Raw genomic sequence first — 13,399 nt, 5'->3', positions numbered from 1 at the left:
AAGTTTTCAAGGTTTAGGGTGAAAGGTTTAAGATTAAATGGGTTTGTGCCTTTAACGTTGTACCTCTTTTTGATCAGTATAACGCGCCAACAGTCCATTAACACTACGTATTTCCGGTAACGGTATTTTAACTTCATAGCCTCCGCCTAAGGCCTCTTGCATGCTATGACCATGCATATCTTCCATGTGCTTCACAATAATGTCCTGGTTGCCTTCAGGCAAAATAAGTTCCAGCTTATCGCTCACCGAAAATTTATTTTTTACATCAATGATAGCCATTCCGGTGGTTGGATCATAACTTCTTATTTCGCCGCAAAATTGCTGTTGATGGCTCTTGGAATAACCGGTGATATAGTTTTGTTGTTCATGGCTATGGTGGCGCTGGTAAAAGCCGTCAGTATAGCCACGATTAGCGAGGTTTTCCAGAACGCCAATCAGTTCCGGTTGAAATGCCCGGCCTGCCAAGGCATCGTCAATAGCAAGGCGGTAGGTTTGCGCAGTGCGGGCAACGTAATAATGTGATTTGGTGCGGCCCTCAATTTTAAGACTATTTATACCAATTTCAACCAAGCGTTGTACATGCTCCACCGCCCTTAAATCTTTGGAGTTCATGATGTAGGTACCATTTTCATCTTCCATGATTGGTAGCAATTCGCCTTTGCGGTCTTCTTCTTCAAGAAAATACTGCTTGTCGGCTAATGGATGCCGTTCTGCGCCACCACAACTGGCCGTGCTGATGTCGCTCATTGACAGTACTTCGCTATCCGGTATCAACTCGCCTTCGGCATTTTCATGAGCGGGCAGGGTGTCGTATTTCCAGCGGCAAGAATTGGTGCAAGTACCTTGATTAGGGTCGCGATGATTAAAGTAACCCGACAGTAAACAGCGTCCCGAATAAGCAATGCATAACGCGCCATGGACAAATACCTCCAGTTCTATATCCGGGCATTTTTGACGGATTTCTTCTATTTCATCAAGTGATAGTTCTCGTGACAAAATAACCCGCTTAATACCGCTGTTTTGCCAGAATTTCACCGTCGCATAATTAACGGTATTTGCCTGTACTGATAAATGGACAGGCATATCCGGCCAAGCTTCACGAGTCATCATAATCAAACCGGGATCAGCCATAATCAAGGCATCCGGTTTCATGGCGATAATAGGGGCAATATCGGCCATAAAGGTTTTAACTTTGGCGTTATGGGGAATCACATTGGTTGCCAGAAAAAACTTTTTGCCTTGCCGGTGTGCTTCATCAATGCCTTTGGCCAGATTATCGGCAAGAAAATCGTTATTACGCACTCTAAGACTGTAGCGGGGTTGCCCTGCATAGACAGCATCCGCGCCAAAGGCAAAGGCGTAGCGCATGTTTTTAATGGTTCCGGCAGGGGAGAGAAGCTCAATTTGTTTCATGATGATAGCTGTCAATGATAGGTGTAATATAGGCCATATATTACACCAGCTTAGGCAAAGCTAAAAAAAGGAATACAAAAAGTGTGGGTATTATTACTGGTAGTTGCTTTATTGTTTGTTTTGGGAGGGGCATTAATTTTACTCAGGTCGGCAAAAATGCCGAAAATTCCTGATACAGTTAAATCGCAGCCATACGAAGAAGACAAATCGGATGACTGGTGATTTATTATCTTATTCATCAATTATTCACCACGAACGACTGCATGGATGCAGGAGATAGAGCACCAAAAGTAGGCGCTTTAGGCTACGCAGGGAGCAGTTGCCGAGACACGAAGAAAAAACTTCGGTCTCGGCAAGAAGCTTTTGAATCTTGAGTAAAAGTATGAAACGTAGCAAGGTTTTGAAAATCTATTTAACTCTTCAAAACTTTCGTTCAGAGTTGTAAGCCCAGATAGCACTGAGTATCTTAATCTTAAGCGGTAGAAGCTTTCATAATCCATACAGCTTGCGTTTACGCCAGAAAGTGGCCCGGCTCATAGCCATTAACTGCGCAGCGACGGTGACCATGCCTTTACTTTGCGTCAGTGCCTGACGAATGGCGACGATTTCTTCTGCTGCTGATAATGGTACGGATGACAGGATTTGCTGATTAACTCTGCGTGGTTCCCTAAATTCCGGCGGTAATTCAGAACAACGTAAAGTTGTGCCACGGCCTACCGCAAATGCATATTCCACAACATTATGAAGTTCCCTGATATTGCCGGGCCACGTATAGTCAAGCAAAACCCGCATGGCCTCTGGTTCAATTTTTTCAATTTTTCTAAAATTAGCGGTATTATGCTGATAGATAAAATACCATAGTAATAAACTGATATCTTCCCTGCGCTCCCGTAATGGCGGGATAAAAATGGGGACAACTCTTAACCGGTACATCAAATCTTCACGAAAATGCCCTGTTTTTACTTCTTCTCTTAATGACCGATGTGTAGCTGCTACTATGCGTACATCAACCTCAATTGAACGATCCCCGCCCACCGGAATATAGTTTCTTTCCTGTATTACTCTGAGCAGTTTGGCCTGTAGTTCAAGTGGCAGCTCGGCTACTTCATCCAGAAACAAGGTTCCACCATACGCACGTTGAAACAAACCGCTATGATCTTTAATCGCTCCGGTAAAAGCGCCGCGCACATGACCGAACAATTCGCTTTCTAGTAAGTTGCTTGATAAAGCCGCGCAATTTATCGCCAGAAAAGGCATGTCATGACGAGCGCTAAGATCATGGATCGCCTTGGCAACCAGTTCTTTACCGGCTCCGCTTTCGCCTCTTACCAACACAGTCGCTTCTGTTTCAGCGGCATTTGAAATAATCTGAAACACGTCTTTCATGGCCGGTGAGCGACTTATTATGCCTTGGAAATTTTGGCTCCCAAGCTCTGTATTGGTCACTTTGGCGCTCATTTTCGGCAAAGTACCCAAAGTCATGGGCTTTGGCAGAATGGCAAGCAAGACTACGCCGCCAGCGAAGACGTTTTTTTTATCGTATAAAACTTGTACCACTTTTTTTACTTTAATGTCGCTACCGTCCGTGCTGGATATTTTGATAATCGTTTCTTGATGATTGTCGGTATCAGTAATTTTGTATTCGGGTAAACAAGATTTTCCGACAACATCTTCTTGTCGTAAGCCCGATAAGTCGGTTATTCCCTGGCTCCAATAAAGCACTTGTTGATTGCTATTAATAATGTAAATAGCGACTGACTCACAAAGGTCAAGTACTTTAATTAAAAGCGTTGAATTGTCAAATTGTGCCAACCATAGCGGGTTGTTTGTGGCAAATAATGCAGATTGTTTCATGGCTGTATCATTGTGTTGTATAGTTGTTTCATTGAAACGATACATGAAACATATAGGTTAAGTCTATCTGTTTTATTTTTTCAGATAAAACAATTATTTATAAAATAAATTCTTATTGGCATGGTTTTGGCTATGTACATTGCATGGCAGTACTATTGATATTATGAAAGACAAGCAAGGTAACCTTTGAGATATCAGCGAAATTGTCGTGCGTTATTTGGCAACCTTACTTAAAATGAAGGGTAACAACTACGGTATTTATTCAGTCCCTCTCTTTAGAAAAAGAGGGGGTAGGGGAGATTTTATTAGATAAATTATAAATCCCCTCTCAATCCCCCTTTTTCAAAGGGGGGAGGTGAATAACTACCAACTACGTAGATTATTGCATTAATCTGCTTTACCTTTGTCAGTCCCGGCTTTTGGTAATCCAGAGTGAAAGGCGTAATACTTAATTAATTCTTCATACAAAAATCGGAGAGACATGATGATATTTAAACAATTATTTGATAAAGAAACCTGGACTTACACTTATTTAATTGCTGATGCAATAAGTAAAGAAGCGGTTTTTATTGATCCTGTCAACACGCATATTGATGACTATATCACTTTGCTGGAAACATATGGTTTGCAGCTGAAATATACGCTGGAAAGCCATGTTCATGCCGATCATATAACGGCAAGCGGCTTGCTGCGTCAACGCTTGGGCGCACAAACAGCGGTCAGCCAACTTTGCGGTGCAGAGACTGCCGATGTCCAAATTCAGGATGGCGATATTTTTAAATTAGGCGCTAACGAGCAAATTAAAGTAATTGCTACGCCAGGCCATACGCCCGGTAGTATTTCTTTTTTATGGCGTGACCGGATTTTTACCGGTGACTCTTTATTGATAGGGGGTTGTGGGCGTACCGATTTTCAGGGTGGTGATGCCGGTGCGCTTTATGATTGCATTACTCAACGGTTATTTACTTTACCTGATGAAACACTGGTTTATCCGGGTCATGATTATCAAGAGCACTGGGTTAGTAGCATCAAGCAGGAACGCACAACTAATCCACGTCTGGCCGGAAAAACGCGTGAAGAGTTTATTGCCGTAATGAATAATTTAAATTTGCCAAAACCACGACTAATCGATCAAGCAGTACCTGCCAACCGTTATTGCGGTTTGGATGAAAATGAACGTCAGGATGCCATTATGGTAAGAGAGACTTCGCGTCCCGTTCGCAATGAAATAAGTCCTCAAGATTTGGTAGCCCAAGCCAAACAACAGATTACCGAAGTGAGTGTAACTACGGCTAAAAAATTGCTGGCAGAAGGCAATATCGTTGTTGTCGATACGCGGGAAGAGAGCGAGTATGAAGCGGGTCATATTGATAACGCGCTGCTTTTACCACGTGGAGTGCTGGAATTTAAGATTGGTAATAGCCCTGAGTTGGTTGATAAATCCAAAGCCGTACTTATTTATTGCCGTACCGGTGGGCGTTCTGCATTGGCAGCGCAGACCATGCAACAATTGGGTTATAACAATGTCCTGTCAATGGCAGGTGGTTATGAGGCTTGGCAAAAAGCATAAATTGCTTAAAGGTGCAAGGGCGATAACTCTTACAATTAACGTCAAGTGCGTAAAAGGAGATAGTGCGCCTTGCGCCTTGCATCTTAAAACTATAAATAAATAATAACAGGAAGAGTTCATGTCACAACAACACCATACTATTTTGATTGTCGGCGGCGGCGCAGCAGGCGTTTCCGTTGCCAATAACATGCGTCGTCAAAATGCCGATATTGATATTGCCATTATCGAGCCATCTGAAAAACATTATTACCAGCCAGGTTTTACCATTATTGGCGGCGGCGCTTATACCTTAAAACAAACCACCCGCAATGAAGTGGATTTGATTCATCCAACCGTTACCTGGCTGAAAGATTACGCAGAAACTTTTCAGCCGGATAACAATACCGTGAGTTTACGTTCCGGTGCAACGATCAGTTATGATTACCTGGTCGTTTGTCCCGGTTTGCAACTGGACTGGGGTAAAATTGCAGGCTTAAAAGAAACGCTGGGTAAAAATAACGTTTGTAGTAATTATTCACCCGATACGACCGAATACACTTGGGAATGTATTAAAAACATTGAATCGGGAGTCGCTCTATTTACACAGCCGCCGATGCCGATTAAATGTGCCGGCGCACCTCAAAAAATTATGTATCTGGCTGCGGATAGATTTCGTAAAAAAGGGTTTTTGGATAAATTTACCATTGAATTTTGTAATGCCGGTCCTGCCATGTTTGGCATTCCTTTTTTTGCCAAAGCCTTAAATAAGGTCGTCGCGGGTTATGGGATTAAAACCAATTTTAATCATAATCTGGTGGCTATCGATGGCCCTGCCAAAACAGCCACATTTGAGATGACCGATGCAGAAGGCAACAAGCAGCAAGTCGTTAAAGCCTTTGATATGATCCATGTCACGCCGCCGCAAAGCGCCCCCGATTTTATTAAAAACAGCCCGTTAGCGAATGCGGCAGGCTGGGTGGATGTTCACGACAGAACGTTGCAGCATAACAAATACGCCAATATTTTTGGTTTGGGTGATGCGACATCAACGCCAAATGCCAAAACAGCGGCTGCCGTCAGAAAACAGGTGCCCATTTTGGTTGATAATATTTTGCATCTTATCAACGGTAAAGCCGTTGAGGAAAAATATGATGGTTATGGTTCTTGTCCATTAACCACCTCACTAAGTACCGTTATGTTGGCCGAATTTGCTTATGGCGGTAAGGTGACCCCGTCTTTTCCTTGGTTGGACCCGCGAAAAAGTTTGTATATCTGGTGGATTGGCAAAAAAATAGGTTTTCCCTGGATGTACTGGTCTTTAATGCTTAAAGGCTATCGTATTGATATACCGCATCTGGAATCCTATGCAAAACGCTTTACTAAAGAAGAATAAGTAGGACAGATACAAGGTGTAGTCGAATCAGTTTAACTTTGACCTTTTATCTTTATTGGGTCCTCACGCTTGTACCGCTCATCAGTAAGACACGAAGGACACGAAGTGTTCAATACACTCAATAAAAGCGATTGTTTTTCTTCGTGTACTTCGTGTCTTCGTGGTGAATAGTGTTTTTAACCTGTTTTTTGATAATGCTTTTAAAGTTGCTTTCGCTTGCAAAGCGTTATCCCGGATAACATCTGAAAGACTAGCTATAGGGATCTTTGTTAATCAAGCGACATTATTTTCCAGGCGTGCTGTTCGCGCCTGGAAAACTAAAGCGCGCACGGCACCCATACTTAATTCAGAACTCTATACATTCTCATGCCTCAATTTGTGATCCAAGGGTAACAACCACAATGACTGATTCAGCAACCAGATTGTCACGCTTAGCGGCATTATTTCCTCTAGTGGGCTGGCTAAAAACCTATACCCGTGAGGATTTTAACGGCGATCTGTTCGCTGGTATTATTACGGCTATCTTGCTGGTTCCTCAAGGTATTGCCTACGCGATTTTGGCTGGCTTGCCGCCACAACTTGGGCTTTATGCCAGTATTTTGCCGCCTGTATTGTATGCCTTGTTCGGTACCAGTCGAACCTTATCGGTAGGGCCGGTGTCAATTGCCGCTATTATGATTGCCAGTACCTTAAACATGCCTGAGATTAGTGCGCTGGGCAATCCTGTGCAAAGTGCATTAATTTTGTCAGCCGAAAGTGGCTTAATCATGTTGTTGATGGCTCTTTTCCGGATGGGGGGACTGGTTAATTTTATTAGTCATCCTGTACTTACCGGCTTTACCAGCGGTGCCTCTCTCTTGATTATAGGCAGTCAATTACCCCAGTTCTTAGGTTTAAAAAGTCCTGTTTGTGGTTTTGATGGTATTTGTTACCGGGATTATTTGTCGGGCTATAATTCGACGACTTTGTTACTGGGGATGACCGCAGTCATGTTGTTGATAGTTTTTGGAAAACCACTCACTATGCTACTTAAAAAAGCAGGGTTCAGTTTGCCTCTGGTAACGGCTATTAGTAAATGTGGCCCTTTGTTAACAGTGCTTTTGGCGACGGTTGTCGTTAGTTATTTTGGTTTAACGATGCACAATAAAGTGGCTGTTGTAGGTTTGGTTCCTGCCGGCTTTCCTGCTTTAAGCCTGGATTTTATTGATCTTGAAAAATGGCGTTTGTTATTTCCCGGTGCTGCCTTTATTGCCTTAATTGCTTATGTAGAAAGTGTCGCAATTGCTAAAGTCACTGCCAATCTCAGAGGCGAGAAAATCAGTCCTAATCAGGAGTTGATTGCCTTGGGTGTCGCTAATCTGGCTACGGCTATTTCTGGCGGTATGCCGGTTGCAGGTGGCTTTAGTCGAACCATGGTCAATTTTTCAGCCGGTGCCAGAACCCAAATGGCGATGCTGATTGCTGCCGGAATATTGGCGTTGGCAGTAATCTTTTTTAGCCCATGGTTTGAAAATATTCCCAAGGCAGCATTGGCTGCCATTATTCTGGTTGCCATTATACCTTTAGTGCGTTTAGGCAGTATTGTTCACACCTGGCGCTACGATCGTGGTGATGGTTTGGCCGAAATTGTAACTCTGTTAGGTGTTTTGGTGCTGGGTATTGAAGAAGGCATTAGTTTAGGTATTATTCTTACCGTTATCAGTTACTTACGCAAGACCAGTCAGCCGCATATAGCAGTCGTTGGACGTATTCCTGAAACAGGGCATTATCGTAATATTAAACGCCATAATGTAGAAACCTGGCAGCACTTGTTATTGCTGCGTATCGATGAAAATATCACCTTTGCCAATGTTAATTACATTGAAAACTTTATTACCACAGAATTGAAGCGGCAAGCCGATATTAAGCATATTATTCTAATTTTTACCTCAGTCAGTGATATAGATGCTACGGCTTTAGAGGCATTGGAAAATGTAAACCATGCCTTACAAATATCAGGAATAACACTGCATTTATCAGAAGCGAAGGGCCCCGTACTGGATAAACTTGAGAAAACCGATTTTTTTAACCAATTAAAGCCCGGGAAAGTATTTTTCCATACCGAAGATGCAATTAAAGAACTGGCATAAAAAATAATAAGTAAACCCCCAGCTTTGCTGGGGGACTCATAAAGTTTGACAATTACGGGAATCATCGAGAGTCTCCCTATCTGTGAACCGCTTAAAGTTTAAAAGATAAGGAAACAAAAGATGAATTCAGTAGAGAGTTTAAGTCATACAAAATGGGAATATAAATACCATATAATCTGGATTCCAAAGTATAGAAAAAAGCCTTTATGGAGTTGAGGCAATATCTGGGATCAATACTTAAAGATTTAGCCTTGCAAAAGTAATGCAAGATTGAGGAAGGACATTTGATGTCAGATCATGTCCATATTCTAATCTCAATTACAGCCAAATATTCAGTATCATAGGTTGTTGGCTTTATTAAGGGTAAAAGCGCTATATCCATTGCACGAACTTTTATGGGGCGAAGAAAGAATTTCACCGGACAAAGTTTTTGGGCAAGAGGATATTATGTTTCAACAGTGGGCAGGGATGAAGTCACTGTACGAAACTATATCAGGCATCAAGAAGAAGAGGATAAACGAATAGAACAAATCGATTTATTTTAAGGCATCGTCACCTTTAGGTGGCGCAATTATTGATCCGCTTTGAGCGGTTCACATTTTCAAGCCTCCGGCTTTGCCGGAGGTTTTTGACTTCAACAGTTAAAATTTTCTGCCCCAGTCTTTACAAATAAGGCGATATCCAAGAATGAATATATTCCAGCGGTACAGAATTTTCGTTTACTTTCAATGACAGCAAGGATAAATACTGCTGGAGCAAATATCTATCCTTGTTGATGCCATTATGACGTCGCTGGCCGATGTCCTTATCAATCAGGCGATTTTTCAAGCTATATCGGCCAGGTTTCCTCTGGTTTCCAGCCATATTTTTCGGTCTTGTGAACGTTTCTTGGCCAGTAATAAATCCAGTTGTCCGCTGGTATCGTCGTCTTCAGTAATGGTTAATTGCACCAGTCTTCGGGTATCGGGATTCATGGTGGTTTCCCGAAGCTGACTGGGGTTCATTTCTCCCAAGCCTTTGAAGCGCTGCACGTTGATTTGCCCTTTGAGTTTTTCGGCTTTAATTCTATCCAAAACACCTTGGCGTTCCGCTTCATCCAAAGCATAAAAGACGCGTTTACCCACATCAATCCGATATAAGGGTGGCATCGCTACAAATACATGACCCTCTTTAACCAGCGCATTAAAGTGTTGATAAAACAAGGCACAGATTAACGTCGCAATGTGATTACCGTCAGAATCAGCATCCGCCAAAATACAGACTTTACCGTAGCGCAGGTTCTGCAAATCACTGGAGCCTGGCTCTATGCCTAAAGCAACCGCAATATCATGTACTTCCTGTGAAGCCATTACCTGACTGGATTCCACTTCCCAGGTATTAAGAATCTTGCCCCGCAACGGCATAATGGCCTGAAAGTCACGTTCACGGGCTTGTTTGGCTGAACCACCGGCAGAGTCACCTTCCACCAGAAATAATTCCGTTCTGGTTATGTCCTGAGCGGAGCAATCTGCCAGCTTTCCTGGTAGGGCAGGGCCTGAGGTGATTCTTTTACGGATAATTTTTTTATTGGATCGCAATCTTTTTTGGGCGCTAAAAATAATAATTTCAGCTATTTTTTCGCCTTCCGCCGGGTTTTGATTTAACCAAAGACTAAAGTTGTCTTTAGCAACACCCGAAACAAACGCCACACATTCGCGTGAACTGAGCCGCTCTTTGGTTTGGCCGGAAAACTGGGGATCTTCCAATTTAACGGACAAGACAAAATGGCAGTTTTCCCATACATCTTCCGGTGCGACTTTAACGCCACGTGGCAATATATTACGTATATTACAAAATTCACGCATGGCTTCGGTCAAACCTGCACGCAAACCGTTAACATGGGTCCCACCTTGCGCGGTCGGCACCAGATTAACGTAACTTTCGTTAAGTATTTCAGCCGGATTTTCAAGCGCCCAGACGATACCCCATTCGACAGCCTCATGATTTGCAGCCATATTACCCATAAACGGCTGTTCCGGGCAAAAGTCAATGTCGCCTATCCGATCCAGTAAGTACTCTTTAAGACCATTCTGGTAACACCAAACGTAATCTTCGTCGCTTTGCTCAACCTTTAAGGTTATTTTTAAGCCGGGACACAAAACGGCTTTGGCGCGTAAAACGTGCTTTAATTTGGTAACGGATATTTTATTGGAATCAAAGTATTTTTCATTCGGCCAGAATTTAACTGTTGTTCCCGTGTTATTGCGACCTACTGTGCCGATTTCCGCTAATTCGGTTTGCTTTTCACCATCGGCATAGCTCATGCCATAAACTTTGCCGTTACGCTTGACTTCAATATCAAGTTTCGCTGATAACGCATTAACAACCGATACGCCGACACCGTGCAAGCCACCAGAAAACTGGTAGTTTTTATTGGAAAATTTGCCGCCGGCATGTAACTGGGTAAGAATCACTTCAACGCCCGGGATACCTTGCTCGGGATGAATATCAACGGGCATACCACGACCATCATCACTGACCAGTACTGAACCGTCTTTATACAAAACCACATCGATAGCTTTGGCGTAACCGGCCATCGCTTCATCAACACTGTTATCAACAACTTCCTGTACCAAGTGGTTCGGCCTGGTGGTATCCGTGTACATGCCGGGACGTTTTCGAACCGGATCCAATCCACTTAAAACCTCTATTGCGGCCGCATTATATTCGTTACTCATTATTCCTAAGTACTCTTAATCCAATTTATCTACAAAGTTTGTTACTGATAGCGTCTGTTATTGTATCGATCCCATCAACATAAACCATAAAGCCTGACTATTTAAATACGAAGACACAAAGAAAAACCTTCGTGCTCTTCGTGTCTTCGTGGTGATTGCCTTTATTTCTTTTTTAAAACCAGCTTTGCCTCATTCCAGAAAGCATCCAATTCCATTAGCTCACAATCAAGCAAACTTCGCCCGGATGCTTCAACCTGTTGTTCGATATAATGAAAGCGTCTCGAGAATTTTTTGGTACTTTCTTTAAGAGCAATTTCAGGATTGACGTTTAAATGCCGTGCCAGGTTTACAGCAACCAGTAATAAATCACCGATTTCCTCCTGTATATGTGCCTGGTCACCCGACTCCCATGCTTCTTTGACTTCTTCCAGTTCTTCTAATACTTTGGCAAAAACAGGCGGAACATCGGGCCAGTCAAATCCGTGCTGTGCAGCACGGTCCTGAATTTTTTCACATTCAATCAACGCGGGAAGACTGCCAGCGACACCGGATAAAACGCTATCTGGTGTCGCTGTTTTATTCTTCTCTTGTCGCTCAATAGCCTTGGCTTGTTCCCAAGCTTGGTGGCGCTCGGCATCCGTGTTAAAAACCGCATCAGAAAACACATGGGGGTGCCTGCGTATCAATTTTTCACAGATACCTGCTGATACCTCTTCAAAAGTAAACAAGCCACGCTCATCGGCAATCTGGGAATGAAAAACGACCTGTAGCAAAAGATCGCCTAATTCCGAGCGTAAATCATCCAGATCATTACGTTCAATGGCATCGACGACCTCGTAGGCTTCTTCAATAACGTAAGGAATCAGGCTGGTGAAGTCTTGTTTAATATCCCAGGCACAGCCATCTTCCGGACGACGCAGGCGAGCCATAAGATCTATTAGTTGTTGGGTATTTTTTAACATTGAAAGCTCAATCTATTAAAACGAACAACCAAAATTTTCATGATAGCGTCGCTTGAATTCGCTCATATCTAGCGTATGGTTTTGGGTACCGTGATGTTCTATTTTAATGGCCCCCATCAATGACGCGATTCTGCCGGTAGTGTCCCAATCCAGTTCATTCATCAGGCCATAAAGCAAGCCGGCACGATAAGCGTCGCCGCAGCCGGTAGGATCAAGCAGTGCTAAGGGTTTTGCAGCGGGAATAGTGATGCACTCGCCTTTGGTATAAATTTTTGAACCTTTACTACCCAGAGTAACAATCAACGCTTCCAGTCGTTCTGCCATTTGCTCCAAGGATAATCCTGTGCGTTCCTGCATTAACTCGGATTCATAATCATTTAAAGTCACCCAGGTTGCCTGATCAATAAATGTAAGCAATTCTGCGCCATTAAACAGGGGCATACCTTGGCCGGGATCAAACACAAAGGGTATATCCAACTCGGCAAACTGGTCGGCATGAAGTAGCATACCTTCTTTGCCGTCAGGGGATACTATACCTATCTCGATTTCTCTGTCGACAGGAACCGAGTTGACATGAGAAAAGCTCATTGCACCAGGATGGAATGCAGTAATCTGATTGCCATCTTCGTCAGTGGTGATATAAGCTTGGCCGGTATAGTTATTATCCATAATATGAATAAACTCACTGGATAAACCGTTCTGGCTCATCCATTGGCTGTAGGGTTCAAAATCATGTCCCACGGTAGCCATGGCCAAGGCTTCTTCACCAAGTAAATTCAAATTGTAGGCAATATTGCCCGCACAACCACCATATTCACGGCGCATGACGGGGACTAAAAATGATACGTTTAGAATATGAACTTTTTCCGGCAAGATATGATTTTTAAATTTATCATGAAATACCATGATGGTGTCATAAGCCATAGACCCGCAAATTAAAGCACTCATTGGTATTCCTCTTTAAAGTAAAATTAATGCCCAGGTGGTTGCGGCCCAAGCTAAAGACATCATTACTGCTGCAGAACCTATATCTTTGGCCCTGCCTGATAATTCATGGTGTTCAAGGCCTACCCGGTCAACCACGGCTTCTACTGCTGAATTTAATAATTCAACTAACATTACCAATACGATGCTGCCGATTAACAGCAGTTTTTCAATATTGGTTTCTCCCAGCCAGATTGCCAGTGGAGTAGTCACCACAAAGAGAATAACTTCTTGTCTAAAGGCTTCTTCATAAGTCCAGGTTGCTTTAAATCCGGCAACAGAAAAGAAACACGCGTTAATAAGGCGCTTAACGCCTTTTGCATTTGGATTTGCCATTGTGTCAGTAATTATCCATATAAAAAGTGTGAATTGTACCCAAATTAATTATAAAAAGTTGA

At 42.9% G+C, this 13,399-nt stretch carries 9 protein-coding genes and 1 pseudogene; 4 read left to right on the top strand and 6 right to left on the bottom strand.

The window, feature by feature from the left end; all coding sequences use genetic code 11:
• Positions 1 to 51: 51 nt before the first annotated feature.
• A complete protein-coding gene (gene yegQ / locus KKZ03_RS17745) occupies positions 52 to 1,413 on the bottom strand; it encodes a tRNA 5-hydroxyuridine modification protein YegQ (RefSeq protein WP_243218113.1) in 1,362 nt (453 codons plus the stop codon).
• Between the two features lie 489 nt (positions 1,414 to 1,902).
• Positions 1,903 to 3,267 carry a sigma-54-dependent Fis family transcriptional regulator gene (locus tag KKZ03_RS17740; RefSeq protein WP_243218112.1) on the bottom strand — a complete coding sequence of 455 codons (1,365 nt, stop codon included), beginning with the start codon at positions 3,265 to 3,267 and terminating at the stop codon, positions 1,903 to 1,905.
• A gap of 481 nt (positions 3,268 to 3,748) precedes the next feature.
• On the opposite strand from KKZ03_RS17740, the gene KKZ03_RS17735 reads away from it, so the two are divergent.
• The 4 genes and pseudogenes from KKZ03_RS17735 (at position 3,749) to tnpA (ending at position 8,883) form a co-directional block, all read left to right on the top strand.
• Positions 3,749 to 4,837 (top strand): rhodanese-like domain-containing protein, encoded by a 1,089-nt coding sequence (locus tag KKZ03_RS17735; protein WP_243218111.1) that lies wholly within the window; start codon positions 3,749 to 3,751, stop codon positions 4,835 to 4,837.
• 118 nt (positions 4,838 to 4,955) lie between these two features.
• Positions 4,956 to 6,209: an FAD/NAD(P)-binding oxidoreductase gene (locus KKZ03_RS17730; protein ID WP_243218110.1), complete on the top strand. Its 1,254-nt coding sequence runs from the start codon at positions 4,956 to 4,958 to the stop codon at positions 6,207 to 6,209.
• Between the two features lie 401 nt (positions 6,210 to 6,610).
• Positions 6,611 to 8,338: a SulP family inorganic anion transporter gene (locus KKZ03_RS17725; protein WP_243218109.1), complete on the top strand. Its 1,728-nt coding sequence runs from the start codon at positions 6,611 to 6,613 to the stop codon at positions 8,336 to 8,338.
• Positions 8,339 to 8,458: 120 nt separating this feature from the next.
• Positions 8,459 to 8,883: pseudogene (gene tnpA / locus KKZ03_RS17720) on the top strand (IS200/IS605 family transposase).
• A 279-nt stretch (positions 8,884 to 9,162) separates the two neighbouring features.
• Here tnpA and parE read toward each other — a convergent pair.
• From parE to KKZ03_RS17700, 4 genes are all read right to left on the bottom strand, one after another.
• A complete protein-coding gene (gene parE, locus KKZ03_RS17715) occupies positions 9,163 to 11,055 on the bottom strand; it encodes a DNA topoisomerase IV subunit B (RefSeq protein WP_243218108.1) in 1,893 nt (630 codons plus the stop codon).
• Between the two features lie 161 nt (positions 11,056 to 11,216).
• Positions 11,217 to 12,017 carry a nucleoside triphosphate pyrophosphohydrolase gene (gene mazG / locus KKZ03_RS17710; RefSeq protein WP_243218107.1) on the bottom strand — a complete coding sequence of 267 codons (801 nt, stop codon included), beginning with the start codon at positions 12,015 to 12,017 and terminating at the stop codon, positions 11,217 to 11,219.
• 15 nt (positions 12,018 to 12,032) lie between these two features.
• Entirely contained in the window at positions 12,033 to 12,965 is a 933-nt protein-coding gene (locus KKZ03_RS17705; RefSeq protein WP_243218106.1) for a carbohydrate kinase family protein, read from the bottom strand.
• Positions 12,966 to 12,977: 12 nt separating this feature from the next.
• Positions 12,978 to 13,337, bottom strand: coding sequence for a diacylglycerol kinase (locus KKZ03_RS17700; RefSeq protein ID WP_243218105.1), 360 nt, complete (start codon positions 13,335 to 13,337; stop codon positions 12,978 to 12,980).
• Positions 13,338 to 13,399: the final 62 nt, after the last annotated feature.

The sequence above is a fragment of the Methylobacter sp. S3L5C genome (assembly GCF_022788635.1).
Classification (GTDB): Bacteria; Pseudomonadota; Gammaproteobacteria; order Methylococcales; family Methylomonadaceae; genus Methylobacter_C.
This window is presented reverse-complemented; position numbering and strand designations above follow the sequence as displayed.